This is a genomic window from Mesobacillus subterraneus (genome assembly GCF_003937825.1).
Lineage (GTDB): Bacteria > Bacillota > Bacilli > Bacillales > Cytobacillaceae > Mesobacillus > Mesobacillus subterraneus.
On record NZ_RSFW01000006.1, the window covers coordinates 250894 to 274997 of the forward strand.

The 24104-nt window shown below is 42.2% G+C and carries 33 protein-coding genes and 1 pseudogene; 7 read left to right on the plus strand and 27 right to left on the minus strand.

Annotated features, from left to right (window positions below; genetic code table 11):
* Positions 1-25: 25 nt before the first annotated feature.
* Complete coding sequence (locus tag EJA10_RS04450; RefSeq protein WP_125478789.1) at positions 26-1954, minus strand: ATP-dependent DNA helicase; 1929 nt, start codon at positions 1952-1954, stop codon at positions 26-28.
* A gap of 157 nt (positions 1955-2111) precedes the next feature.
* Between EJA10_RS04450 and EJA10_RS04455 the strand changes: the two genes are divergently transcribed.
* The 3 genes from EJA10_RS04455 (at position 2112) to EJA10_RS04465 (ending at position 3580) form a co-directional block, all read left to right on the plus strand.
* On the plus strand, positions 2112-2654 hold the full coding sequence (locus tag EJA10_RS04455) for a hypothetical protein (RefSeq protein ID WP_125478790.1): 543 nt from the start codon (positions 2112-2114) through the stop codon (positions 2652-2654).
* The gene (locus tag EJA10_RS04460; protein WP_125478791.1) at positions 2651-3178 is read left to right on the plus strand and encodes a GNAT family N-acetyltransferase; all 528 of its coding nucleotides are present in this window, start codon (positions 2651-2653) and stop codon (positions 3176-3178) included. The genes EJA10_RS04455 and EJA10_RS04460 overlap by 4 nt, the downstream gene beginning before the upstream one ends.
* Before the next feature lie 129 nt (positions 3179-3307).
* A complete protein-coding gene (locus EJA10_RS04465) occupies positions 3308-3580 on the plus strand; it encodes a YfjL-like protein (protein WP_125478792.1) in 273 nt (90 codons plus the stop codon).
* Positions 3581-3590: 10 nt separating this feature from the next.
* Here EJA10_RS04465 and EJA10_RS04470 read toward each other — a convergent pair whose 3' ends face one another.
* From EJA10_RS04470 to EJA10_RS04540, 16 genes and pseudogenes are all read right to left on the minus strand, one after another.
* The gene (locus EJA10_RS04470) at positions 3591-3974 is read right to left on the minus strand and encodes a hypothetical protein (protein WP_125478793.1); all 384 of its coding nucleotides are present in this window, start codon (positions 3972-3974) and stop codon (positions 3591-3593) included.
* The gene (locus EJA10_RS04475) at positions 3971-4768 is read right to left on the minus strand and encodes a hypothetical protein (RefSeq protein WP_125478794.1); all 798 of its coding nucleotides are present in this window, start codon (positions 4766-4768) and stop codon (positions 3971-3973) included. Before EJA10_RS04475 ends, EJA10_RS04470 begins: the two co-directional genes overlap by 4 nt.
* Before the next feature lie 14 nt (positions 4769-4782).
* Positions 4783-5193 carry a hypothetical protein gene (locus EJA10_RS04480; RefSeq protein ID WP_125478795.1) on the minus strand — a complete coding sequence of 137 codons (411 nt, stop codon included), beginning with the start codon at positions 5191-5193 and terminating at the stop codon, positions 4783-4785.
* Positions 5194-5215: 22 nt separating this feature from the next.
* Positions 5216-5692: a DJ-1/PfpI family protein gene (locus tag EJA10_RS04485; RefSeq protein WP_246017687.1), complete on the minus strand. Its 477-nt coding sequence runs from the start codon at positions 5690-5692 to the stop codon at positions 5216-5218.
* 76 nt (positions 5693-5768) lie between these two features.
* Complete coding sequence (locus EJA10_RS04490; protein WP_125478796.1) at positions 5769-6077, minus strand: hypothetical protein; 309 nt, start codon at positions 6075-6077, stop codon at positions 5769-5771.
* A gap of 37 nt (positions 6078-6114) precedes the next feature.
* Positions 6115-6297 carry a hypothetical protein gene (locus tag EJA10_RS23735; RefSeq protein ID WP_246017681.1) on the minus strand — a complete coding sequence of 61 codons (183 nt, stop codon included), beginning with the start codon at positions 6295-6297 and terminating at the stop codon, positions 6115-6117.
* Positions 6281-6670, minus strand: coding sequence for a ribonuclease FAU-1 family protein (locus EJA10_RS04495; protein WP_246017682.1), 390 nt, complete (start codon positions 6668-6670; stop codon positions 6281-6283). Before EJA10_RS04495 ends, EJA10_RS23735 begins: the two co-directional genes overlap by 17 nt.
* Positions 6663-7265 carry a hypothetical protein gene (locus tag EJA10_RS04500; protein ID WP_125478797.1) on the minus strand — a complete coding sequence of 201 codons (603 nt, stop codon included), beginning with the start codon at positions 7263-7265 and terminating at the stop codon, positions 6663-6665. Before EJA10_RS04500 ends, EJA10_RS04495 begins: the two co-directional genes overlap by 8 nt.
* Before the next feature lie 98 nt (positions 7266-7363).
* Entirely contained in the window at positions 7364-7825 is a 462-nt protein-coding gene (locus EJA10_RS04505; protein WP_125478798.1) for a GNAT family N-acetyltransferase, read from the minus strand.
* A complete protein-coding gene (locus EJA10_RS04510) occupies positions 7826-8311 on the minus strand; it encodes a GNAT family N-acetyltransferase (protein ID WP_246017683.1) in 486 nt (161 codons plus the stop codon).
* Between the two features lie 8 nt (positions 8312-8319).
* A complete protein-coding gene (locus tag EJA10_RS04515) occupies positions 8320-8556 on the minus strand; it encodes a hypothetical protein (protein ID WP_125478800.1) in 237 nt (78 codons plus the stop codon).
* 21 nt (positions 8557-8577) lie between these two features.
* Positions 8578-9177 carry a hypothetical protein gene (locus EJA10_RS04520; protein WP_125478801.1) on the minus strand — a complete coding sequence of 200 codons (600 nt, stop codon included), beginning with the start codon at positions 9175-9177 and terminating at the stop codon, positions 8578-8580.
* A gap of 26 nt (positions 9178-9203) precedes the next feature.
* A pseudogene (locus EJA10_RS04525) lies at positions 9204-10235 on the minus strand (DUF2332 domain-containing protein).
* Positions 10236-10242: 7 nt separating this feature from the next.
* Positions 10243-10584, minus strand: coding sequence for a hypothetical protein (locus EJA10_RS04530; RefSeq protein WP_125478802.1), 342 nt, complete (start codon positions 10582-10584; stop codon positions 10243-10245).
* A gap of 1 nt (position 10585) precedes the next feature.
* Complete coding sequence (locus EJA10_RS04535) at positions 10586-11191, minus strand: DUF4253 domain-containing protein (protein WP_125478803.1); 606 nt, start codon at positions 11189-11191, stop codon at positions 10586-10588.
* A gap of 79 nt (positions 11192-11270) precedes the next feature.
* Complete coding sequence (locus tag EJA10_RS04540) at positions 11271-11714, minus strand: NUDIX hydrolase (RefSeq protein ID WP_125478804.1); 444 nt, start codon at positions 11712-11714, stop codon at positions 11271-11273.
* A 269-nt stretch (positions 11715-11983) separates the two neighbouring features.
* Between EJA10_RS04540 and EJA10_RS04545 the strand changes: the two genes are divergently transcribed.
* Entirely contained in the window at positions 11984-12313 is a 330-nt protein-coding gene (locus EJA10_RS04545; RefSeq protein WP_125478805.1) for a DUF4257 domain-containing protein, read from the plus strand.
* 108 nt (positions 12314-12421) lie between these two features.
* On the opposite strand, the gene EJA10_RS04550 is transcribed toward EJA10_RS04545, so the two are convergent.
* A complete protein-coding gene (locus EJA10_RS04550; protein WP_125478806.1) occupies positions 12422-13288 on the minus strand; it encodes a GNAT family N-acetyltransferase in 867 nt (288 codons plus the stop codon).
* A gap of 70 nt (positions 13289-13358) precedes the next feature.
* Here EJA10_RS04550 and EJA10_RS04555 point away from each other — a divergent pair, with 70 nt between their 5' ends.
* Positions 13359-13880 (plus strand): phosphatase PAP2 family protein, encoded by a 522-nt coding sequence (locus EJA10_RS04555; RefSeq protein WP_125478807.1) that lies wholly within the window; start codon positions 13359-13361, stop codon positions 13878-13880.
* 3 nt (positions 13881-13883) lie between these two features.
* Here EJA10_RS04555 and EJA10_RS04560 read toward each other — a convergent pair whose 3' ends face one another.
* The 5 genes from EJA10_RS04560 to EJA10_RS04580 all read right to left on the minus strand — a co-directional run bounded on the left by EJA10_RS04560 (position 13884) and on the right by EJA10_RS04580 (position 17040).
* The gene (locus EJA10_RS04560) at positions 13884-14477 is read right to left on the minus strand and encodes a hypothetical protein (RefSeq protein WP_125478808.1); all 594 of its coding nucleotides are present in this window, start codon (positions 14475-14477) and stop codon (positions 13884-13886) included.
* Positions 14478-14506: 29 nt separating this feature from the next.
* The gene (locus EJA10_RS04565) at positions 14507-15040 is read right to left on the minus strand and encodes a GNAT family N-acetyltransferase (RefSeq protein WP_125478809.1); all 534 of its coding nucleotides are present in this window, start codon (positions 15038-15040) and stop codon (positions 14507-14509) included.
* A 101-nt stretch (positions 15041-15141) separates the two neighbouring features.
* Positions 15142-15576 (minus strand): NUDIX hydrolase, encoded by a 435-nt coding sequence (locus EJA10_RS04570; RefSeq protein ID WP_170169065.1) that lies wholly within the window; start codon positions 15574-15576, stop codon positions 15142-15144.
* A gap of 12 nt (positions 15577-15588) precedes the next feature.
* Complete coding sequence (locus EJA10_RS04575) at positions 15589-16032, minus strand: GNAT family N-acetyltransferase (RefSeq protein WP_125478811.1); 444 nt, start codon at positions 16030-16032, stop codon at positions 15589-15591.
* Between the two features lie 135 nt (positions 16033-16167).
* Positions 16168-17040, minus strand: a complete 873-nt coding sequence (locus tag EJA10_RS04580; RefSeq protein ID WP_125478812.1) for an aminoglycoside 6-adenylyltransferase — start codon at positions 17038-17040, stop codon at positions 16168-16170.
* A 345-nt stretch (positions 17041-17385) separates the two neighbouring features.
* Between EJA10_RS04580 and EJA10_RS04585 the strand changes: the two genes are divergently transcribed.
* Both EJA10_RS04585 and EJA10_RS04590 read left to right on the plus strand, forming a co-directional pair.
* The gene (locus EJA10_RS04585) at positions 17386-18207 is read left to right on the plus strand and encodes an STAS domain-containing protein (RefSeq protein ID WP_125478813.1); all 822 of its coding nucleotides are present in this window, start codon (positions 17386-17388) and stop codon (positions 18205-18207) included.
* A 269-nt stretch (positions 18208-18476) separates the two neighbouring features.
* Complete coding sequence (locus EJA10_RS04590; RefSeq protein ID WP_246017684.1) at positions 18477-19610, plus strand: M14 family zinc carboxypeptidase; 1134 nt, start codon at positions 18477-18479, stop codon at positions 19608-19610.
* 72 nt (positions 19611-19682) lie between these two features.
* Here the strand turns inward: EJA10_RS04590 and EJA10_RS04595 are convergent, their stop codons facing one another.
* From EJA10_RS04595 to EJA10_RS04610, 4 genes are all read right to left on the minus strand, one after another.
* On the minus strand, positions 19683-22850 hold the full coding sequence (locus tag EJA10_RS04595; RefSeq protein ID WP_125478814.1) for a DEAD/DEAH box helicase: 3168 nt from the start codon (positions 22848-22850) through the stop codon (positions 19683-19685).
* A gap of 97 nt (positions 22851-22947) precedes the next feature.
* Positions 22948-23343 (minus strand): VOC family protein, encoded by a 396-nt coding sequence (locus EJA10_RS04600; RefSeq protein WP_125478815.1) that lies wholly within the window; start codon positions 23341-23343, stop codon positions 22948-22950.
* A 9-nt stretch (positions 23344-23352) separates the two neighbouring features.
* The gene (locus tag EJA10_RS04605) at positions 23353-23676 is read right to left on the minus strand and encodes an ArsR/SmtB family transcription factor (RefSeq protein WP_125478816.1); all 324 of its coding nucleotides are present in this window, start codon (positions 23674-23676) and stop codon (positions 23353-23355) included.
* Between the two features lies 1 nt (position 23677).
* Entirely contained in the window at positions 23678-24094 is a 417-nt protein-coding gene (locus EJA10_RS04610) for an SRPBCC family protein (RefSeq protein ID WP_125478817.1), read from the minus strand.
* Positions 24095-24104 lie beyond the last annotated feature (10 nt).

The following is a 24104-nucleotide window of genomic DNA, read 5'->3' on the forward strand; positions in this document are numbered from 1 at the left end:
CTTTTCAACAAGGATTAAACCTTTTCTATTTTAACTTTATATCTGTAACAGGCAGTACATCTGTTATGGCAGCCATGTAATCTTCTTTCTGTTTTTCAGTAACCCACAGATGGACCGCGCCTTTATCCTGGCTCGTTCTGATCAGACGGCCCATTCCCTGTATCAAACGCAGCAGCATATATGGTATATCTACTTCTTTGTTAGGATTTTTCGCATGCTTCCGTTTGGCCTGGAATACAGGATCGTGCGGCGGGAACGGCAATGAAGAGATAATGACCTGGGTCAATGACTCTCCTGGCACATCCAACCCCTCCCACAAACTGTATGAACATAGGACAGCAGTCACCTCATTCTGGAAGTCCTTGACGGTTTCGCTGATTTCCCGGTCCCCTTCAAACAAGATATTGAATTCCCATTCCTGGTTATCCGACCAGCTCCTGAAGCGCTCCATTTCTTGCATGGACGAAAACAGGACAAGCGAACTGCCTCGATTGTTCCTTAGATCTCCACCAATAGCCAGCCATTTATTCGATTCATCATTCTCAACATGTACTGCCATTTCCATTTGTGCTTCATAATCGAATGGAGACGCCACAGTAAAAGAAGAATATTTCTCTATACCGAGACTCTTTGCGATATATTCAAAGTCACCGGCCTGCGATAATGTCGCAGAAGAGAAGACAAAAGGAATGTTTTGCGAGAACACTTCCTTCTTCAGAATGTCCTCAACAAGCCGGGGCATAATCACAAGAGAAGTTTGCACTTCATTTTCCTCAAGCCAGAAAATCCCCTCATCATTTTTCAGGAAAATGGATAAACCATATGCGAAAAACTCAAGATATTCTTCCATGATTTTTAAATGGTACTCGTCGATAAGGAACATTTCAGCATCAAATACCAGCTGGTCCATTAACTCACTGACCTTTTTCTCAAGTGTCTCAGCAGTATTTCTAATCACAGGAAGCATAGGTACTTCCTTCCGAGTTGACCCTTCGACCGCTGATGAGTTCTCAATCAGCAGATCAAACCATGCATCGTGCAGCTCGAGAATATCCTCTATCAAGTACAATGAGTCTTCCCTTACGTCCTGATGCATATATCCTGTCAGGACAGTGGTCAGTGTTTGTGAGTTAAAACGGTACGTCAAGCCTTTTTGGGCTGCAAATTCCAGTAAGTGCCCTTCGTCGAAAATGACGGTGCTTGCTTCTGGAAGCAACGGCATCTGCCCTTCACGCTTGCGTGATTCTTTTGTCCACACATGCTCCATATAGAAGTCATGGGAGCAAATGATCAAATCACCTGCGTGACGGTAATAATCGCGATTCAATGTCTGTCCGCAGCGATGACGCCAGCTGCAGGTTGAACATTGCTGCAATGGGTCCCAGGCGATGGAAGACCATTTTTCATTCGTTACCCAAGGGTATTCTTTGCGGTCTCCATACCGAGAGAACGAGTTCATTGAAATTCCTTCATCAAATATAAAATCAGGAAGCTGATCGTGGACATCGAGAATTTCAAAGTCATCAGACGTATTGGATAGATCGTCCAGCTTTTTAACACAGACATACTGTTCCCTTGCCTTTGCAAGGCGGACGTCTACCTTCAAGCCTAATGCCTGCTCGAGTTTCTCAATATCCCCGCCCTCTTTGACAAGCTGTTCAATGAGCGTTTCATCCGAGCAGGAAACGATTGCAGGCTTTCCCATATAACGAGCATATAGGATGGCATAAATCAGGTAGACAAAAGTTTTTCCAGTTCCTACCCCTGCTTCGGCAAAGACGATTCCCTTATTTTTAAACGCCTGCTCCACCTGGAACGCCATATAAATTTGTTCATCACGCAGTTCATAGCCTTTCTCAGGCAATATATCGTAAAACACATCACCAATATAATCACCCAATAAATCAAAGAACGTATCATTCTTGGTAATGGTAAATGGAAGTTTATTTGTCATGCATGTTCTCCCTCACAATTGATTCCCGGCAAAAAAGCCAGCTTTTATCATAACAGAAAACGAGTCAGATAGTGAAAAAAATGTCTTCATAATTTGGTTTTAAATTAAGATTTCAGTTTTGGGATTTTCTGCTAAAATTTTTTAAGGGAGGTGGAGTATGTTTGAGAAAAACAAGAAGTATATATATATCGCAACGATCGCAGTATTGCTTATAGTAATCGTTTATCAGAATAACCGATTTTCAGATTTAAAAACGGCAGTCGGAAGTGGCTATTTTAGAGATGTTCGGTCCGCTATTTTTCTCCTGGAACAAGATGGTGACGTGGACTTTTGGGTTCAAACTCTGAAACAGGCAGAAGGGCAAATAACCTTAGAACGGCATCTAAGCGAGATGACTCTTTTAGGCAGGAAGTTCATGGAAATGGACGGGAAAATCCTGCTTATCGGCGAACAATTGAATTTGCTAGCGGATCAGTACCGAGAACTAGCCGTGAATATTCATAATGGTATGTCCTATGACCATAACGCAGAGGAAATTATCCGGAATTCATCCTTTTTGCAAAAAGTTCTAAAAGAAGCCGAAGCTATTTCAGGTGAAAATGGAAAGAAATATTATCAGGAGTTCACCAATACCGATTCAGAAACATCGAATCTGGTTTGGAAAGAATATAAAAAGTTTGTTGAGGAGGCTGAGGAATGAATTATTTTATCCGGCCAGAAACCGATCGCGACATCCAAGGCATTCAGGAAGTAAATTATTTAGCTTTTAACAGTCAGGAAAACGAGGCCCGCCTGGTAAAGCTCATCCGCACTTCAGAATATTTTGTACCTGAGCTAAGTCTTGTGGCAGTGAATGAAGATGAGGAAATCGTCGGCCATATTCTTTTCAGTCTAATCCATCTTGTAACAGAAGAAGGAACTGTACCCACTCTCGGTCTCGCCCCCATGGCTGTAAAGCCGGGATGTCAAAATAGCGGTATCGGTTCTTCCCTTGTCTCCAAGGGATTAAATGCCTGCAAGACTTTAGGCTTTAAACATGTGTTTGTCCTGGGACACCCAAATTTCTATCCACGATTCGGCTTTTCACCTGCCAGCGGGTTTGGAATCAGCTCCCCATTTCCTGTTCCTGAAGAAGTGTTCATGGCTCAGGAACTTGAAAAAGGATCGCTCACTGGGCTGAAAGGAAAGATTGAATATCCTCCTGCTTTTAATGCAGTAAGCTAATACTTAACAAAAGTGTCTTAACTGGGCACTTTTTTATTTTGGGTGAATATGATTTACCACTTTCTCAAAGTGTAATTCTACACCAAAAGAGCATATAATGAAGAAATCCTAATGAATGAGGTGTGTTTGATGAAAAAAGCGGTACTTTTTCTGGTCATTTTTTTGACCTCTGTCAATTTCTTCTTCAATGGAAATCCGCTCTCAAAATCCTATGCGCAGGAGCTGGCAGTCGAATATCTGGAGGAACAATTCCAAGGCCAGAAGTTCATTTTAAACAATGAAGGTTATTACCCGGGGGAAGGCACGTACATTATTGGATTTCAGTCTGAAGACAAATCGATTTCTGGGTTCCTTGATGTCAGGAAAGGAAAAGTAAGACTAGATAAGGGAGTTGCACAATAAGTGCATCTCCCTATTGATTCATTTTAGGGTTAAAGATTAAATCGAAAAATGCTATGGCGAATGCCAGACCAAGCGGAGCTCCAAAATCCCATTGATCAAGAGCCTCTGGGCGATAAAAATAGTCCGCCAGCCGATTAACAGCCATGAATAATACAAAGGCACCTAAAAATTTCATGATTCTTCTTCCGATAGCAATCCTCGGCAATCTCCTCAGGTTCAACATTACTAGGATCACTTGATACAGCACAAAGAGCAGCATGAAGATGACAAATCCCATGACAAACATGAATGCTATAGAGGTGTCGATATCCATATAAATGATGAACATTGTGATAGAAAGCCCCAGGAAAAATAACGAATATAAACTGATATTGATCCATTTCCCTTTTTTCATAGTTGACCATCTTCCAATTCATCAAGATCCATTTGCAGCCATCTTTGCACCAAATCCTCATCGTCCTTGATATGCAGGATATCCCAGATGCTGAACATCTTTGGGATATAGAAGGCATCCTCAACATCTTTTTCATCTGTCATCTGATAAGGAATCCACAAGTCGTACAATCCAATATCAAGGTATTGGTCCTCCTTGAATGTAGGCATGTAACGGCTGAATGGTTCAATTTTTGCGTAGTCATTCAAAATAGATGAAATCACCTTTGCCTTACTCTCAATATTCGTTTCATTGATATCGGTAATCATCAATTTTGAATGGTTTAAGAACTGATAAAAATCCTCCAGATCGACATGCTCCCAGCCGTCCCTGGACAGATAGGCATCATATTCCTTGAATAGTTCATCCCGATCGATCTGCACACCGGCGTTAATTCCATAAACTGCGGGTGAGTGGTATAAATAATTCGTGAATATATAATTCTCCTCGATTTCTTCTTCTCCATTATACCTGTAGCTTTTTGCATAGAATGTCATATCCTTCTCGCGTTCAGGGGCAAAAATCAATAAAGGATTACCCGCATTCCCTGAATGTTTCATCCCGACGAAGATAAATCCTTCACCATAACGTTCAGTCAGTTCCGCCTGGATTTCATTCTGGTACGGATCCCCTGCTGCCGGTTTCAGGATGAAAAAATATACACAAACTACCCCTGTCAAAGCAATAAGGAGGATAAAGATGAAATGCTTTATGTAATTCTTTTGAATGGGTTCTTTCTTCATAATCGTTTCCAATGCTTACTCTCCTGCTATTCAATCATAAACTCAGACTTTAAAAACTGGACTTCTTTTTCATCTGTCAATCTGCCATATCCTTCATTTTCCTTGTTGCTAATGATGGTAGCTGTTCCTTCTTGAAACCAGACACGGTACTCATATAAACTTTCAGGCATATTCTTTTCTTCCTGAATAAAGAAAATCGCAAGCACGTCTTCTCTTCTCACCATTTCTGCCTTCGTGTTTGGCTCCCATTTGATTTTAGCAAAAGCGTTCTCAATTTGGTCAAGCGTTTGCTTGTCAGGGATAATCTTTTCCTCCCCTATCTTAGTACCATCTGAGGACATTCGTTGCACATCAATCCGCGTCAGCTTTGGCTCGAAATTTGAACTGCAGCCAGTTAAAAGAAACAAAATTAAAGTTGCGAAAGTTAGTAATCTCATTGTGGCCCCCTGTTTTAGAACTTCATAAATGATTCTCTTTATACCATCTCTCATCAAAATCCAGTTTCAATGCGTCTCCAATACAGCTGCCAAACCGAATAAATCCACTTCCTCGAGCTGTTATGATGTTGCCATCCCTTACGACCAAATCATTTGAAAGGTTGTTCAGCTCAAAAACTCCTGACTCTTTGATCGCTTCATCTGTTAATCCCACGGTAAATTTCTTGCCCTTAAGTAATCCTGCTTTTGCAAGCAGCAGCGGTGAGCTGGATATACTCGCAATAACAGATCCTTTTTCAGCCAGCTCTTTAATGAACTGTACATAATGATTCATATCTGCCAGAGCCATGATATCCATACACCCAGGTAATATTAGACTGTCAATCTCTTCAAAGTCGGTTTCACTAACCGTTTGATCTGCAAGGCAAGTTAAACCTGATTCACCTTTTATTGGTGAATGATCGATCGCAACGGTCAACACGGGCTTTTGACCCTGCATCAAAATCTATAATGCTACACTTAACTCGTATTCACTAAATTGGGGGTATAGCAAAACTGCAGTCTTTTTCACAGCTTTATCTCCTTATAATAAGTTCGTACTCTTCTTCGGATAGACAATCGTCCGTGTTAACCACTGTTAGGAACCTTTTGTATAACTCCTGTATATCAGATTGTTGATCGATTAATTGGATTCTATCCTTATATAACTCTTCACTTTCATACATATGTATTTCCATCCACTTTGTTTGGTTATACTTACTTTTTAAATGAAGCGTCTGCTTGTCTATGTATCTGGCATAAATCTGCTCAGCTTCCTCCTGGATCTGGAGATACTCCCTTTCCATGCCTGGCTTTATATGATAGCTGTATACTTTAACGTACATTATAGGCCACCGGTCACCAAACTCCTTTTCCTGTTTTCTATGAAAGAGCCTTAAGCAAAAGGGCTTTATGCCCTTCCGCTAATGCAAGCAGTTCAAATCGATTAGTTACGATCTTATTTTTAATTGATTTGGCTTCATTAATTGCAGACGCATAAAGTTCTTCATTTATTAAACCTGATGAAAAGGCCTCCTCCAATTCACTTTTATCTTTTAGGATCACTTCCCCCTGCCGGCAGGACGATGAGATCAAGGAAAAGGTCTTCCATCCATGGACGGCCATTCTCTGAACCTATTTCACTGCAAATATCAATGTACCATTGAACGATTTCACCTTCTTCATTGAACATGGTCGTCACTGAATACCTTTTTGCTTCGGGAAAATGCTGCAGCCAAATATATCCGTCATCCGCTATGCAGAGTCTCTTATCTCCATACTCGACGAATAATGGTTCAGTTACCTCTTCCATCTTCACTAAAGTGACATATCCCCTGAAACCAGGCTCATCCAAATGGCATTGTGCGAACTTTTTGCGTGTTACTCGCAGCCACTCCCTCCGATCGCCATACTTTCTTTTCAGCATAGGTTTATTCATACAAGTCTCCCATATTGCTGGTCAATGGAATTTTGTTTTCCTGTAACTTTTCCAGGATCCTGAACTTATTGCTTTGTACCTTGCTGTCGTACGGCAGGTCGATGACATACCCATCCATGGTGGTAAACCTGTATTGGTCCAGCACTGTTGTACCGTTGTCGTTTTTCACAAAGATTTCTTCAGCTTTCTTGATCTCCTCCCATTTATATGATTGGATGGCATTGAAGGATTTCTCTTCGTTAAAATGCAGCCCTTCCTCATCCATGTAATAATAATTCGATACACCGAACATGAAGAATGGAATGCTTCCCAACATCAGGAAAAGCGTAATCCAACCAGAAAACCTGAAATCAAATTTCCATTTTATAATTAAGTGGATCAGCAGAACGATCGCAATCCAAACCATCCCCATCATAAAAATGATATAAGCAGAAGGCGGTGTTACATAAAACCATTTGTCATGTGACAGATAGAGATAGTCCTGTATCAAATAAACAAGGACCAGTGGCATAAACAAACTGCTGATGAGTAATATAATGGCCGAAACCAGGATTATATGACTGGTTTTCTCTGTATTAATGGTTAGACGCCCCACATCATTTCCCTCCTTTTTCCAGTATGATTTATATACGGATAAAAGGAGGGGAGGTTTCAAAAAAGTCAGAAAACGAATTATTTTATCTGTATGTATAATTAAAACTGACGTTCCATCGGTTCTTTACAATTGGCGTATCCATTCCTGCTATAAAACTCGATACTAGTGTCGCTCGGCCATACAATTATGAATTCATACTTCTGGTCTTTTGCCCACTCATTTACACTAGAAAGCAGCTGGCTCCCTATTCCTTTCCCTCTGTAACACGGAATAGTGTAGACATTTGTCATATATGCAAATGGATTTGTCACCCGTCCCGGACGTGGAACTTTCTGAATCAATTCAACATATATGTGCGATACAATTTTTTCATGATCCTCTGCAACCCAGATGAACCACTGACCGTTGTCAATGGCTTGCTCAAGAAAACTGCTGCATTCTTCCGCAAATGCACTAAATGCAACACCTTCCCCCATCTCAGGGTAATCCTCCACGGTAAAATCCCATCTCATTTTTATGAGTTGCTCGATATCATCTTTTTTCGCCAATCGATATTCCACTCAAGATTCCCCCGCTGGTCTATAATAAATGGCCTGTTCCGCATTGAATCGAATCAGCGTTTTCTCCCGCTGCATCCCGACTTTTTCAAGAAGTCTGCATGAAGCTGTATTTGCTGTCTGGGTTTCGGCTATTACTCTGGGAAGCTTCAATTCTTCAAATGCGTATTTGATTATAGCGTTAACGCATTCCGTTCCATATCCTAATCCCCACCATTCAGGCAACAGCTGGTAGGAGATTTCCTTCCACTCACCATCATGATGGTTTGTGATCGAAACCATCCCGATAAACTCCTCAGACTCTTTTTCTTTGACAATCCAAAAATGAGAGCCCTCTTCCAATAGCAACGCTTCTCCTGCAGCCAACAGTACTCTTTCCTCAATCACACCGCCAAGATATTTCCTTACTTCCTGATCCATGTATAATTTCTTTACATCGTTAAAGTCTGACTTTGTTAACCTTGAAAGGACAAGTCGTTCTGTCCGCAACAATGGCTTCACCCCGTTTTTAAGTTTCTCTTTTCTCTTCTGCCAAAGAGGCAGGCCAATCCAAATGGAAGCAGCGGCATCAATGCCAGGATACGGAACCAATTTTCCGCTCCAAGGAAATAGAGAGATGGCAGAAGTACCGCTGCCCCGCTCAACACCAGGTGCTTCCACGATTTACTCAGCAAGCCAAATACAAAAAGCACACCTGAGGCAGCAACCAACAGCCAAAAAATGTTTCCTGACATGATTTTCCCCTCCTTAAATTCTTAATCGCTAAGCAGCCAAAAACCACCAATATTCAATCCCTTAACTTCTTCGATGTTTCCTTCCTTGTCTTTTAGTGTTAATGCCCCCTTGGCAAAAACCATATACCAATCGAACGATTCTTCAACAATCGAAAATGTGTTTACCTCGGTCTGCAACAAATCATCCGATGTTATCTTCTCAATCACTTTCACGCATTCCAGGGACAAGCATTGATATTCTGTTTTTTCATTTATATAGTCTGTGAAGGAATCTGAGTGTGTTGGTATGCTTGAGCTGTAAATAAATAGCAGCATTAAACCCGTGGCAAGAATGAGGGACTTACTGAATCTTTTTTCGGCCAGGATGATTTCCAGCCCAATGATCGAAACTAGGGTGATCCACAGCATCCAGGTAATATCAAATAACATATGGACAAAATACGTATTAAAGGCAATCAGGATCAAGTATTGAATGATTCCCGCCAGCGAGCGGGAAGTCATTTTTTCCGATACTTCCAGAACCATTTCCTTTGCTGTTTTTGAATAGAATACCTGATATATGGATAATACCAGGGAAACTATCATAAAAAGAATGCCGACAAAATCCAGGCTATCATCCATCGCTCAATCACCATGCCTCAAAAAACTTAATAGTCAAGTTCCCAGGTGAACCATCGGCCATGGCCTTCGGTCTCCCCGATTGTAGTCAAATATTCCTTCCCTTCCATATAAAAATCAAGATGGAGTTTCCTATCAAAAATATTATTATAAATATGAAAAATATCCCTGCTTGATCCTATCTCTTTAATTTGCTTTAACAATTTTTCCTTCGTCTCCAGTGGCATTTGATTGGCAACGTGGGTATGGAAAACACACAGAACCTGTTCATCCGGAATCTAATCAGCCAACGAATTGAGAAGTTGTACACCATCCCCCTCAATCAGCCTCGCTTCTTTACTGCCTACCAATTGGGCTGCTTTTTCAAAAAGCTCGCGCCGCTCCTGATGTTCGGGCCAGATCAGGGCCTTAAGCCACATATAATCATCATAGTTCCTCACGTCATTAATATGCAGATCCATTCCAATCCTAATCGCTACCTCTGGGATGGACATCTGTTTTAAAGGAGAAAGATTCCCTCTGATTTCAGAAGTTAAGTGGACAGGAGAATTCACATTGCCAAAGACTTTATCAGAACAATAAGAATAACTGTATTTGTCGAAAAAGAGCTGCAGGCCTGCACTCGTACCGATTTCAAGCAATGCTAAAGGCTTTCCGGCTTTCTGATATATATAGCTGAAAACAGGATAAAGATAAGCACATCTTCTGACTTCATTTGTCTGGACAATTTTACTGTTTAACAGCTGGATTATTTCTTTAGAGTACATCCTGCAAAAATCAGCGAATACTTCATACGCATCTTCAGGCTTCCCGGGTTTTACAGTCATGCTTGGGTAATAGGTGTTTAGTGGATGTTTTTCCCTAATCAATAGTAGATAGTGTACCGCGCCAAAAAGCAAATTAGGTACCGGCTGTCCTACTCTGGCAGTTGAAGCCAGTTCAAGGATTTCCTGATCTTCAGAAATTCTCAATGCCAGGATTTCATATAATCAACTGGATCCTCTGCATTCCTTCATGGCAAAATCCTTGAATTTTAGCGAAAGGCGATTAGGCATGTTCATGACCTCATTACTTAAATTGAATTTTTCCAATGATCCATTTGATGGCAAAAAAACTGAAATACACTATAAACCACGCCAAAAACACAAGTAAAAGATAGTTTCCCCGCAACAGTTCAGTAGGGTGTTCCTGCGGGCTGACAAATCCAAGTTCAAACGGAAACGCATCGGGCAATGGTTCCAATGAAGTATGCTGCTCAATGATCGGCAATGGGAGGCCAAGTCTGTGTTTGCTGAGATCATAACCCGATGTAACAGTCACGGAATCAAAAAGCGGTGTAATTGATACTCCGATCAAGGCAATCAAATATGACAACAGCCATAACCTATATTCATGCATTCTAATCAGCAACTTAATCCCACCACAAATACAATTTTTTTGTCTCTTCCATTTCTTCAATCAATTCACCAAGACTGCCTGCCCCTTGTTCCACGATATCAGGACAGAATTTATAAGCTTCTTTCGCGAAAGACTTCAAATCTTTCTTACCGGGAAAGACAATGAAATTTGCCTCGACCCAATCGAAATCCGCGCCTATGATTGTGAATGGATACTTTTTATGCCATTCCTCCAACTTCTTGATGACCATCTCATTGCTTATATCATAATTGTCGCCATTCGTCTGCTGGACGCTAAGAATATCCATCTGATCAGTCCCTTTGATAACTGCGATTTGGCTGCGCTCATGGTCGCAAATAAACGCATGATACCCTAGCTGATTCAATTCTTTTCGCAATTTCAAAACGAGCTCTTCTGCCTCATCTTCTTTTGTATTGATTTTAAGTCCTGCCAGTTCCGGGGGATTTTCTGTGTACATATCCGTTCTATAAAATGGCAGCAACCGGCTGTTAGAATTTTGTTTAACAACGGATAGAGCTTCAGTTGAAATCCCTGCTTCTTCAGGATTCACCTCTGTTTCCTGGCTCCTCCCAAACGTAAAGATCTTTTTCCAATTCAAATTGTCCAACTCCTGCTTTTTCAAATTAATGTCTTTTGTACACTCTATCTATTCGTTAACCAAAAGCACTTTTCCTTTTTCATCCATTTGAAAACATGGTCAGTCGGATCATTCGTTCTGCTTCTTGCATGCTTTCTTTCAGCCAGATGGGTGACTTCGGGTGGTTTAAGACCTCTTCAGCTGTCATCCAATAGACAGCCTCTACTTCATCGGGACTCTTCGCAAATGGCTCACCAGTGGTAAGCTCACAGAGAAATACCAAATCAAGTACTTCTCTTCCGTCCTCGAGGACAAAAGAGGTATTCCTGACATATTGGACGCCATCTTTGATGCTGACTCCAACTTCCTCATACAACTCCCGCTTCAGAGTGCGTTCAAGCAGGTCTTTTGAGAAACCCTCGTTCTCCACTGTGCCTCCAACTAGTGAAAGCAATCCCCCTGCATGCCCTTCCTTGGAACTCCTTTGGATAATCAACCATTTACCGTCTCGATAAACAGCACCTTCAACATTGATCATGAACATTTCTTAATCTCCTTTACAATCTGTTTCACTGGCTTCCGAGCTGTTTGGAAATCCCTCGTTTAAGCCAAAAGACCTGTAACTTTTTTTAGATGTCAGACTTTCGACTTTTCCTTAAAAAGTTACGCATAAATTGAACTAATATTAATATACTGAAAATTCGATAAATTTACACATGCTTTTCCAACATTACAACTTGTATAATAGTAGTACACCCAGAGAGTTACCGAAGGGTCGCCCCAAAAAAATCTGGACTTAGGAGTGTGAAGAATATGTTGGAAAACATTCTTTTCGCAATGGTCATTGGAGGTTTTGTCGGGCTTACGGCGCATGTGAGAAGAAGAGGCAAGATCATCATGCCAAGAAAGACAAAGAAATTCATCTATCTTGGTTTCCTTGAGGAAATTTTAACCGGAGCACTGGCAGCAGCCCTGCTGGTCGTCTCCTCAGAGGCAGATTCACTGTTTAGGGTTTTTTTGATGTCCATCATGGCCGGGTTTGGCGGTGATGCCTTACTACGAGGACTGGAATTATTCAGAATAGGCAGCAGTAGCCACGGCGGGGAGGAAATTGGCAGTGAAAAAACCAATACCTCAGCCTGATAGAAAGAAGTTTGCGAAAGCCATTGGGCAAGCAGCTTCCAAAGTGCTTGTTTTTTTTTTGATAAAAATGAACTTGGGAAAATCTCTCCTCATCCATTTCTTCTTTTATTACCTCATAACAGCTACCTCATAAAACGCCAAAATGTGTTTCTCTATAAATCCAGCGCGTTTGTAAGCTCGAACAGCTCCCTGATTGCCTGCTTCCACACATAAAGTGATTTCATGAATCTCATGAAAAGAAAACATGAATTCGAGACTTTTCTGAATCAAACTGCTGCCTGTTCCATGGTTCCTCGCCTCCGGGATGACAGCCAGGTAATGAAGATCCCCTTCACCATATTCAGGATTTGCTTCACAATAGGCATAGCCAAGAAAATTGTCATCTTTATGAGCGATGAACAGTTTATTTTCACCATCCAATTTGTCAATAATCATCTTTGCATCATAATAGGTTTCGGGAAATGCTTCATCGTGCAGCACTTTAAAAAGTTCATGGTCACTCTCTGTCACTTCTTTTATGGAAAGATCGGAGTTTGTCTTGATTTGAAAAGCATCCTTATGGATTGCAAGGATGCTTTGATCTTTTTTCCTTTTTGCCCCTAAACTCTCCATAAAAGATTGACCAAGTTCGTTATGTACATTATAAAATCCATACACTTTTTCAGGAACGTTTGAAAGCTGATTGAGAAGTTGCTTCCATAAGCTTAAGGCACTTTCCAAATTTCCGTTATCACTTATAAAAGGACCCCATAATTCTCCGGTATGTGTCTTCTGGTCATAAGCCAGTCCGAGAACCCCTTTTACTTTCCCATTTTCGCAGGAAAAAACAAGGGATTCTTCCAATGGCAAATCTGAGAAATCAGTGAGAAGTGTACCATGAATTTCTTCTGTCTCAGTTCCAGCATAGCCACAATGATGGTGAGCTTGGTTATTGACTTTGCTTATCAAATCAACAATGTCAGTCAATTGGCGCATCCTTTCACTCCCTTTACATTTTTCAGAAGAGCCGGGGAAAAGTAAGAATAAAACTTTAAGGGGAAACAAAATGGACCTTACACTTTTCAAGATGATCAGCAAGCTTTCAGGCCGGTTTCCATTAGTGGACGGCTTGATGATTTTCGTTTCAAACCGTATTCGCTACACGTATTTAATGATCATTGTGTTGATGCTTTTTAAAAATCGAAAAAACAAACGCATTGCATTGGAAACATCCAGCTCAGTCTTGTTGAGCATCATTGCGCAGTTCTTTATTAAGGTGATTTATCATCGGCCCCGTCCTTTCAAGCGGAGAAAAGTCGGAATCCTGATTCCCTCGAAAATGGATTCATCCTTTCCGAGCAAACACACCATGCTCACGTTCGCTGCTTCAACAACAATCTTGATGTTTCATCGGACACTGGGAAAAATTTTGATATGGCTGTCTGTCCTTACTGGTTTTTCGAGAATTTGGGTCGGACACCATTATCCTTCCGATATACTCGGCAGCGCGCTTCTGGGGTCGGTGATCAGTCTAGTGACTCGCTTCATTTCCTTCAGACAATATGGCACCAAGCCTGAAGATAACTGATGACTATAAGCAGGAAGCACGCATAAGTTCCATAGCATGGTTCCTGCGATCTTTTATAAATAGATCTTCAATTGGCAGGGCTATGTACCAGGTACCCATGCACTGATCTGTCAGTACTGGCCGATCGTATAACAAATCAATAACGAGCCGATTATTTTTCGGGTTAGTCGTCAGAGATAATACCAACTCCTGGTACACCTTTTGCATCATATCTGCATCAAATACCCTCTCCACAGCAATCCTGCCAGCCATGCTATCCCACCAGGCTAAAAATGCCGCTGAGCTTTCAGTAAACCCATGGTGGCCCTCTTCGTTCTGGACAAATAATCTTTCAAACAAAAGCTGCTGGTCATGAATGATTCCGTAGTGATCCAACCTTCTATCCGAATTTTTTTGAAGAGTTTCCTTCCATACCGCTTTAAAGTTAGTTATGAACTCCTCCCCTGGAAGCAGCCCCCACTTGCTGCTATCCAAATAGGGGTGCAGCAGCCGGTTTTCAGCCTTCCTGTCCTGGTTTAGAAAAATATTCTGAAGAAAAACCAAATAGTTCAATGAAAAAGGCGCATGTGCTTCCAATTCAAAATCGTTTGCTTGCATGATTTCTCACCCTTATGTACAATTTTCCCTTACTCAGCTTTCTGCTCAATCCAAAACCTTTTCACTACATTACCGTTTTCTTCTGTAAAACTGGCGTCTTCCTTTCCGCCATTCCTTAAAATTGTCCGTTCTGATGCTACATTGTCCGCATCGCAAACAACTAGTACTTTTTCAATCCCTAATTCTTTCGTTTTCTCTAAAGAATAGGCAAGAATTTTTGTCGCATATCCCTTCCGCCTCTCGCTCGGACGAATACCGTACCCTATGTGGCCGCCGCAATTTAACAATTTTTCCGTAAGCGCATGCCTGATGTTCACCACACCCAAGACAGCATTGCTCTCATTGACGAGCCAATAAGTCGAATCACGCACCCAGCCCTCTGGCAGGTCCACACCGTTTTCATTATTCATCAAGAATTGAACCATGCCTGCAAAATCAGACGGTTCCTTCTCAATCACCCACGGAATCATATCCTCTCCGCTAGCTTTCCATTCCTCGTAAAATTCCAGGTACTCCTTTTCCAATTCAACCGATGGCTTTGCCAAAAACACATTCTCTTTCATTGTGATTCTCCTCTGTCTATAATGTAAGGCTTATAAACTTTCTGTTTTATGATTTTACAATGTCATTATGAGTCCGTCATACCCACACTAAATAAAATCTACTAACCCCTGAATCTCGCTGCCTGAATCAATTTCAAACTTTTCCCCATTTCTCCTGATAACTGCAGTCCCTCAATTGGCAGCCAGGAACAAATGAAAACAAGACCTTCGTCTTCTCCGTCACCCTCGACAATATGATCCCATCTCTCTGGCAATTTTTCTATTATCCTCAGCAGGAAAACATGCCTTTCCTGAACTTCATTCCTATATTCATTAAAATAGGAGTAGACCTCCAGTTTCTCCAAAAGCTGCACATCAGTGATCCCTGTTTCCTCTTGGATTTCCCTGAATAATGCTTGTTCTAATGGTTCGCCAGCCTCTGCTGTTCCGGCTGGAACCTGCAATCCTGCTTCAGGGTAATCACGGTGTCCATGGACTAGCAACTCTTGCTTTCCATGCTTTTCACGAATGATATAAGCAAGAACCTTTTGTTTCAAATAACCCACTCCTTATAGATGGTATGAAGCCAACTGTTCACCCCACGGTGCCACTTCCGTCTCCACGAACCCTGCCTTCTTGTATGCAGCTCTGGCACCATCGTTTTCTTGATGATAGCCAATCATGATGAGCCGGATCCCAGAGGTGTTTATTCTCTTGATTTCTTCGACAACTGTTTTCACAGCTTCAGTCCCATGCCCTTTTCCCTGGTACGCCTGATCTACCATCAGGCGATAGATCCAGTAATTCTTATCATCTGGATCAATCCCATACATCGTGAAGCCGATCATTGTCTCTCCTGAATAAATTCCAGCGGCATGGAATTGGTCCAGGAATTGAACTTCCGCTATGGAATATAAATTGGACGCGACATATTGCTTTTGCTCTTCCTTCACCGTTAATTCAATCGCTTCTTCCCAATTGTCTTTTGTTATAGGTACTAATGTTAAGCCCATACTTCTCTCTCTCCCCATCATGCCTTTTATGACTTTTAGCTAATTTTACCATTGGGAATTTGGAACTCAACCATCTTTTTAAAAATTCCTGAATTAAGAAAACTGCCTTCACTTGAAAAGCAGCCTTTTAACCTATTATTGAAAACGTTCTGCATTCAAGGGCAAATCCCAGACTTTATTTAAATACGCTCTCATTCTCTGTTCATATTCAAACGGATATGGGTAGCCAAGACTTGCTCCCACCTCCTGGCACAAGCGGCTGAACAGGTCTGCCATACGAAAGAGGGCTTCCCAATTTTCCTCAAGACCCGCTCCTGCATAAGTGGCTTCAAGTTCTGCCCATGTTTCCGAGTCCAGATAGCGCTTGAACCAGCGTCCGTATTTATTTGGGTTTACGCTCCATTCATGATGCACACCGATATACCACTCGATGGCCGGCTGCAGGTAATGAGTACGGATTACGGAATCGAGCATGTATTTCGCGAAGTACAGTTCATCACGCCATAAGCTATTTGCAACGTACGCAGTATCTCCCCAAAAGCTGTTGATGATATCTGCGAATACTTCCTCAGCGGGCGGTTTCGTTATGTATGCCTGATAGGATGGAGGCTTGATTCCCTTTGTAACGCCATCTTTATCCAGCAATACCTTATATCCATTGTCATATTTTGCAGACAGTTCAGACATACTTGCTAAACTTTTAACATAATCATTACTCGTGATCTGAAAATCAATCTTCGTTCCGTCTTCATAAAGAACAAGGCGCGTGCGCCACTCCCCATCCTGCAAGCTCACCTTCTTGATGAGTGATCCGAACTGTTCCAGCCAGCCATCGTCGAGCATAAACGTATCTAAATCTTCAACGAAGATCTCAAAATCGTAATCTGTGAACAAATCGGTAAGAGCATGGGGATTTGCCCGGGAGCTCGTCATCAGGATGGTTCGGACATTCTCCTCCTTGCGGGCCCAATCCAGTAATAGACCGAGCATTTCCTTTTCTTGTTTCATTCGATACTCCCTCTCCCTCTCCCTATTCCTTGCTTAATCTCTCTACCTCTTTCTCAAGAAAATCAAGTCGCTTATGGATGCGATAGAAAATCGGCAGGTATGCAATGATTACTATGATGAACCATCCCACCTTTCCCACCTCCTTGCTAATTGTAGTGCTGTTATGATTATTTCGCCTTCTAAATTACCAAATCCTTCAAAAAAGAAGGTTATCGCCTTCAATCCATTCATTTATTTGTTTTTTAAAAAACTCTTTGTTACAGTTAAAGTAAGGAGAGTTTTCACTATATAGATGTTACTAACTAATTTTCTTTTGATGCAAATAAAATAAGGAGTGTACATAATATGGAAGCAACCTTTAAGCACAGTGATGAAGTAACCGAGTTCATCCGAGTGAACCGGGATCTATTTGAACAAAAATTATTATCAGAAGCCGTGAATGTTGCATCTAAAATCCATGAAATTCTTCAAAAGGGGAATATCGACCTTCTTAAAAACGCAGAAAAATTGGTTGTTTATATTGTTAAACAGCAGGAAGCTGAGCTGATTGCATTCGCGGAACAAGAAGGAGTAGCCTGGGCAGAGCATTCCCTGACTGTTGCCTTCAAACTGGAATGGGTTCAGGCAATCCGGCGCACATTATGGCATTTCCTGAATCAATACGGCCATTTAAATGACCGTTATGATGAACGCGATGATTTTTTCGAGTTGGAAAAGACCATTAATGACCGTGTGGACCAGTTTCTGAATACTTTCTTCCTGAGCTATACGGCGTACAGAGAAGAAATCCTTAACTCACAAAGAGAATTGGTTGAGCACTTGTCTGTCCCAATCATCCCAATTAGCAATTCAGTGGCAGTATTACCTTTGATCGGAATGATCGATGAATACAGAATGCGTATCATCGAAGAAAAAGTCCTGATGGATATTGCCAGATTGAAGGTACAAACTTTAATCATGGACCTTTCAGGGATTGCGGATATGGAAATGAACGTGATCGATCACTTGCAAAAAGTCCTGAACGGGGTAGTAATGATGGGCTCCAAAGCCGTGATCACCGGTATGCGTCCTGAGCTCGTAAGAAAGATGATCCATACCGGAATTAACTTTGAACAAAAAGCAGAAACAAGAGGAACCTTGCAGCAAACATTGAAATCATATTTATAGTATTTTTCATTCATTCTATTTAAGTTCTAGACTCAATACGCCGTATTAAACGGCTTTTGAGTCTTTTTTATTTTTGAGGACGTTTCATTTTTGGTGAAAGTAGACACAAAGACCTATTTCGTGGTTTGTCTCATATTGTCAAAACATTCGTACTTTTTACACTATTAATAGATTAGCAAAGTGTTTTATCATTTATTTAGCGTCCCGAAATGTTTAATCATAGAATTAGACATACAGGGACGACAATTTTTCCGAAAGGGGATACATACATGAAATTAGGTAAGAGGTTCATGAAAATCGCAACTGCTGCTTTGATTTTGCTGCTTGCTTTCAGCTCATCATCTTACGCAGCTCTCCAACCTGGGGGACCATCCACGAATGGCAATACTAACATCAACAGCACCCTCTCTTACAAGGAAGTGATCAAAATCCTTGAAGACATTGAAAGAACAAGCAAAGGGAAGGTTGAAGTATCCACTCTCGATCAGTATGGAAAGTCTGAACAAGGCCGTAGCATCTACGTCGCTAAAGTTGGGACAGGCCCTCAAAAAATCTGGATCCAGGCCCAAATCCATGGAAATGAGAAATTGGTTACCGAAGCAGCGCTTCAGCTGCTAAAGACCTATGCAAACAGCGGAGAGAGAGATGTACAAAGAGTTTTGCAAGAGGCAACATTGTATTTTATCCCAATGTACAATCCTGATGGAGCGGAGATGAACATCCGCCATACAAAGGTGGCACAGAACGGAAAATTAATTGACTTGAACCGTGATTGGACTCTTTCAGGTTTTGAGGCAGCAGAATCAAAAGTTGTCTATGCCTACTGGGCAGACGTTCAGCCTGACTTTGCCATCGACCTTCATCATCAGGGTTTAAAGCAAGTCTATGGGACGAACGAGTCGACTTCTTTCTCGCTTGGAATCTCACTGTCTCCGGATGGGCCTACACTTTCAAAAACACCGTATAATGACATTACCAAGCAAATGATGGCTTATGTCTACGATGAGTTGAAAGATTATGGCTATACTCATATTGACCGTTACCAAGTTGGAGTTAATCGTGAGCAAGGAATTGGCTATGATATCGACATCAAAGGCGGAGTTGTTTCAGCCATGATGCTCGGGCTGAACTATGATAACCTGAATCCTGAAGGACACAGCCACCCAGCTGTATTCTTTGAAACGAAAGGAAACTCTTCGGACGGAAGCCTTGGCCAAAAATCAAATGGCTACCTGACAAAACAGAATTATCTCGCATTAAAAACTTTAGTATACGGATATGTTACCGGTGAAGTCGGAACCGTAAACCCTGATGACTGGTATAATATTCCGTATTATCCTCTTGCCGGGTACATGACTGATTACGCAGGCACGATCCCTGCCGGACTAGGCAGCGGATACTAAAGGATGAAGAAAGAGAGTGCCTGAACCGGACACTCTCTTTTTTTCATCATTCTTATGAAAGGGATTGAGCTATTAAATCATCAGAATCTCTCGAATATCCTCTTCTGTCAGCGTTGAAGAAGCTCTTTCTTCGATTATTTCCTCGATCATGTTCCTTTTCTTGTCCTGCAGTTCATTCATCTTTTCCTCGATGGTTCCTCGTGAAATCAATTTGATCACCTGGACTTTATTTTTCTGGCCCATACGGTGTGCCCGGTCTGCAGCCTGCTCTTCCACCGCGGTGTTCCACCATAGATCATACAGAATAACCGTGTCGGCTCCCGTGAGGTTAAGCCCAGTGCCGCCGGCTTTCAGGGAAATCAGGAAAAAGTCCCGCTCGCCATCATTGAATCGATTGCAGGTCTCAACCCGTTCCTCGGATGGGGTCTGTCCATCCAGGTAAAAGAACGGTATCCCCTGATAGGCTAATTCCCTGCCGATCAATCCAAGCATCTTGGTGAACTGCGAAAAAATCAGGACCCTTCTGCCTGCAAGCCTTGATTCCTCGATGATTTGTTTCAGCTGTTCAAATTTTGCGGAACTTCCCTTGTATCCATCCACAAACAAGGCAGGATGACAGCAAATCTGGCGCAGCCTGGTCAAACCGGCGAGGATCTTGATCCGATTCTTCCTGATTGTATTCTTATCAAGCTGCTTTAATGTTTGGTGACGCAGCTTTGCAAGATAGGCTGCATAAAGCCTTTTCTGGTCAGGCAGCAATTCGACAGTATCGATTGCTTCAACCTTTTCAGGCAGCTCTGCCAGCACATCCTCCTTCACCCTTCGCAGCAAAAAGGGACGGATCCTGCGGGCAATGGTTTTGTTAGTCAAATGGCTATATTCCTTCAGACCCTGGAAAAGTTCAGGAAAAACTACGCGAAAGATCGACCATAACTCTTCGATTGAATTCTCGATCGGCGTCCCCGTCAAAGCAAAATGATGGTCAGCCTTTATGTTCATGACTGCCTTCGCTGTTTGCGTCAATGGATTTTTGAACGCCTGGGCTTCATCAAAGAATACAGTATGAAAATTCACTTTTTCATACAAATGGATATCCCGGCGGAGCAGCATATAGGACGTGATGACAACATCTATGCCGTCCATATCCCCCAGCAGTTGGGCCCGTTCTTTTTTATCCCCATCGATGATGACCGCCTGGATTTCCGGAGTGAACTTCATGAACTCACTCAGCCAGTTATAGACTAAGGATGAAGGGCAAACAATCAGGATGGGAAGCTTTTGTTCCCGTACATTTTCGAGTTCGGATGCTATATATGTGATGCTTTGTACTGTTTTGCCCAGTCCCATGTCATCAGCAAGAATACCGCCAAATCCATAGCCTGCGAGAGTCTTCAGCCATTGGTACCCCTGGATCTGGTATTCGCGCAAAATCTGCTTCAGTTTTACCGGCACCTCATACTTGTCCCGTTCAGGACTGCTGATTTCAGCTAAAAACTGGCGGAACGATTCCTCCTGCAAAAAGACAGATTCATTATCAGCTAGATCGAGCATTTGCATTCCTCGGATAATTGGCACATTCAGCCCTTTCTCCAAATCTTCATTCTGGATTGGACCGGCCTTTAAAAACCGCTGGATTTCTTCCCATTCCCGAGTCTCCAGCGACATGAGCGCACCATTTTTCAAGCGGTAGTATTTGCGTTTTTCCTCAAGAGCTTCAAGCACATCACGAATTTGTTTTTCCGGGATGCCATCCATTTCAAACTTGAATTCGAGCCAGTTTGTACGTTCTTTTTTCACTCTGACCCGAATCTGAGGGCGGGCGGGCTCCCTGAAAATCCGGTTCCTCACCGCAGTTGTCGCATACACCTGTACCAGCTTTTGAAGCTTTGGCATCATATGGTACAAAAATTCATACTCAAGTTCTTCATTATGAAGGAGATATCCGCCATCCGTTTTGGCAAACGAACTCTCATCTAGCATCTCAAGTATAAGATCTTCTTTTTCAAGGTCCCTGATTAATAGAGAATTCACTCTGGGCTCCCTGTCCTCCAAAGGATTGAAGACTATATCTCCATACTGAAATTCAAGCCCTGCAAGCAATCTATTATTCACTCTGTCGAGGTACAGCCCCGCTGCCAAAGGTTCTGTCAAAAACTGTTTTGTCAAATCGCCATCAATCTGTACTTCCCCGATCCTGCGCAACCCTGGAACCACTTTCTCCACAAAAAAGCCCATCTGCCCTGGCAAAATCGGAATACTGTTTGTGCTTGATCCATCAAGCATGTTTCTCAGTTCAAAGAGTCTTGCGCAATCAGAAGCTTCCAAAACAATCATTTGCCCATGGATCATGACCAAATTATATTTTGGGAGAATCTCCAGCTGATCCAGGCCAGCTATTTTTAATGAATAGTGTTGTTCATTGTCTTTTTCAAAATTGAACAGCAAAGGCAGCTTTTCTGTGGAAACATTGAAGGGAACCAGCTTGCCTTCGAATTCTATCTTCACACCGGACATATTTTGAATGCGCGATAACAACTTGGGCCAGCTTGAAGGAGGAATGAGTAAAGTTTCTCCATTACCGTACTCCTGCTCAGCATCCAGGCAAATTTGCATGAGAAGTTTGATCACCGCATCTGTTTCATTAAGAAAACAATGAAGCTTCGGATCATAGGTAAACAGGCCGGAAAGTGAGACAGATTCACTTTTGGCAACAGTTTTTAAGAAGGTGTGAATGTCCCTGATTTCAATTGGTCCTATTGCCATTGAGATTCCCAGCATTGATTGTTCTTCTAATTGGACCATTTTGACGATGAACTCGCTATTCAAGACCTTCCTCGTTTCAAAATGGACCTGGTGTCCGCTCGTCCGGCGTGGTTCATCATTGAAAATTGACAATAGCCCTTCAGCGAGAGCTGTGTTCTGTTCCCCGCCCTTCAGCAAAGCATTCTCTGGTTTGCTCCTTTGCATGTCAAGAATCGCCAGCAAGACAGCGGCAACATGCTGGCATTCATGCTTGACCGAAGCCAGTTTAGGACAGGAACATTCTGCTGTGAACTTTTCTACCTCAGTTTTATGTACAGTGACAAAGAACTCATCCGCACCTGTTACGGTTCCTTCTGCCCTTTCTCCATCAAAACGGCCAATGCTCACTTTACCCGCTTTGTGAAACGCATCTCCTCGCTTGTAGGAAACAGTTCCGCACAGATCCTTGATGACTTTTTGGTTCAGCTGTATGTCCATCCCTGCTTCCTCCCCGAATGATTGATAGTTCTTAGTGTAGTCGTAAAACAATCATTTGTTAAGCCAGAAAGTAAAAAAGCACGGAGAAATCTCCGTGCTAGTATGGCAAAGTAAGCTGCCAGGAAACTCCAAACCTGTCCTCTGTCCAGCCAAACTTTTTGCTGAATGAATAGTCTCCTAACGGCATCAGCACAGAGCCGCCTTCCGAGAGTGATTCAAACAACCGGTCGATTTCATCTTCTGTACTGCAAGTCAGGAAGATCGAAATGGATGGTGTAAAAGTGAACTGATGCTCGATGTTGCTGTCAATGCAAATGAATTCCTGCCCTTTTAGCGAAAAGGCTGCCTGGAGGACGGTACCTTCTTTCCCAGGCCCTTCTGCTCCATATCTTGTAATACTGGTTATTTCCGAATCCTCGATGATTGAAGTATAGAAATTCATTGCTTCCTCAGCATTGCCTTGGAACATTAAAAACGGGGTGACTTTTTCCATAAATCCTCCTTATTCATCGGACTCAACAAAATGTTTGAGTGCAGATAGTTTGTTATCCCAATAAAGCTCAAAATACGATAGCCATTCATGCAGTTCCTGAAGCGGCTCCGGATGTAATGTATAGCGTGTTTCACGCCCGACCTTTTTAGCAGTCACCAGGCCTGCTTCCGATAACACAAACAGGTGTTTATTGATGGCCGTCCTTGTGATCGGGAAACTGTCTGCAATAGAGGCTATTGCCATTTCCTGTTTTGACAGCAGCCTCAGAATTTTCCGCCGGGTCGGGTCTGCCACCGCTTGAAAAACATCATGTTTCGCCTGGGAAGCTGACATGTCAGCCCTCGATATAAGATGGCAGTTTTTCGTTCACAATCTGATCCCAGCCATTGTCCATTCTTTCCATGATCATTGTATGTGATTGTCCAAACTCGGTGACTTTTTCAGGATCCCAGCCAGAATGGATCAAAGTGAATTCAGTCCTGCTGCTGTCCAGTTCCTTTAATAAAAATTGCAAATGCCAATCCTTGCCCCAGTCAAAGCCCAATCGATAAGGGGGCTCCAGTTCCGTCACCTTACAAGGTGAATCGCCGAATGGACCAGCATGGAGGATGAAGTCTGCGCCAAGCTCAGGTACAAATGTATTTGGCATCCACCAGCCTGCGATGCCTTCAGATGTGGAGACAGCTTTCCATGCTTTTTCAATCGGAGCATTCAAAATTACGGTTTTGCGAATTTCAAGTTGAGTATCCAATATCTAATCC

Bases quoted from the DNA above. Each gene is read 5' to 3' on its own strand.
- EJA10_RS04550 (WP_125478806.1), bottom strand. From the start codon at position 13,288: ATGCGCCAATTGACTGACATTGTTGATTTGATAAGCAAAGTCAATAAC.
- EJA10_RS04470 (WP_125478793.1), bottom strand. From the start codon at position 3,974: ATGAAAAAAGGGAAATGGATCAATATCAGTTTATATTCGTTATTTTTC.
- EJA10_RS04560 (WP_125478808.1), bottom strand. From the start codon at position 14,477: ATGCAAGCAAACGATTTTGAATTGGAAGCACATGCGCCTTTTTCATTG.
- EJA10_RS04515 (WP_125478800.1), bottom strand. From the start codon at position 8,556: ATGTCAGGAAACATTTTTTGGCTGTTGGTTGCTGCCTCAGGTGTGCTT.
- EJA10_RS04460 (WP_125478791.1), top strand. From the start codon at position 2,651: ATGAATTATTTTATCCGGCCAGAAACCGATCGCGACATCCAAGGCATT.
- EJA10_RS04600 (WP_125478815.1), bottom strand. From the start codon at position 23,343: ATGGAAAAAGTCACCCCGTTTTTAATGTTCCAAGGCAATGCTGAGGAA.
- EJA10_RS04490 (WP_125478796.1), bottom strand. From the start codon at position 6,077: ATGTACGTTAAAGTATACAGCTATCATATAAAGCCAGGCATGGAAAGG.
- EJA10_RS04575 (WP_125478811.1), bottom strand. From the start codon at position 16,032: ATGGGCTTAACATTAGTACCTATAACAAAAGACAATTGGGAAGAAGCG.
- EJA10_RS04555 (WP_125478807.1), top strand. From the start codon at position 13,359: ATGGACCTTACACTTTTCAAGATGATCAGCAAGCTTTCAGGCCGGTTT.
- EJA10_RS04485 (WP_246017687.1), bottom strand. From the start codon at position 5,692: ATGCAGGGTCAAAAGCCCGTGTTGACCGTTGCGATCGATCATTCACCA.
- EJA10_RS04540 (WP_125478804.1), bottom strand. From the start codon at position 11,714: ATGTTCATGATCAATGTTGAAGGTGCTGTTTATCGAGACGGTAAATGG.
- EJA10_RS04455 (WP_125478790.1), top strand. From the start codon at position 2,112: ATGTTTGAGAAAAACAAGAAGTATATATATATCGCAACGATCGCAGTA.
- EJA10_RS04465 (WP_125478792.1), top strand. From the start codon at position 3,308: ATGAAAAAAGCGGTACTTTTTCTGGTCATTTTTTTGACCTCTGTCAAT.
- EJA10_RS04585 (WP_125478813.1), top strand. From the start codon at position 17,386: ATGGAAGCAACCTTTAAGCACAGTGATGAAGTAACCGAGTTCATCCGA.
- EJA10_RS04450 (WP_125478789.1), bottom strand. From the start codon at position 1,954: ATGACAAATAAACTTCCATTTACCATTACCAAGAATGATACGTTCTTT.
- EJA10_RS04495 (WP_246017682.1), bottom strand. From the start codon at position 6,670: ATGAATAAACCTATGCTGAAAAGAAAGTATGGCGATCGGAGGGAGTGG.
- EJA10_RS04590 (WP_246017684.1), top strand. From the start codon at position 18,477: ATGAAATTAGGTAAGAGGTTCATGAAAATCGCAACTGCTGCTTTGATT.
- EJA10_RS04580 (WP_125478812.1), bottom strand. From the start codon at position 17,040: ATGAAACAAGAAAAGGAAATGCTCGGTCTATTACTGGATTGGGCCCGC.
- EJA10_RS04595 (WP_125478814.1), bottom strand. From the start codon at position 22,850: ATGGACATACAGCTGAACCAAAAAGTCATCAAGGATCTGTGCGGAACT.
- EJA10_RS04605 (WP_125478816.1), bottom strand. From the start codon at position 23,676: ATGTCAGCTTCCCAGGCGAAACATGATGTTTTTCAAGCGGTGGCAGAC.
- EJA10_RS04565 (WP_125478809.1), bottom strand. From the start codon at position 15,040: ATGAAAGAGAATGTGTTTTTGGCAAAGCCATCGGTTGAATTGGAAAAG.
- EJA10_RS04545 (WP_125478805.1), top strand. From the start codon at position 11,984: ATGTTGGAAAACATTCTTTTCGCAATGGTCATTGGAGGTTTTGTCGGG.
- EJA10_RS04520 (WP_125478801.1), bottom strand. From the start codon at position 9,177: ATGGATGATAGCCTGGATTTTGTCGGCATTCTTTTTATGATAGTTTCC.
- EJA10_RS04480 (WP_125478795.1), bottom strand. From the start codon at position 5,193: ATGAGATTACTAACTTTCGCAACTTTAATTTTGTTTCTTTTAACTGGC.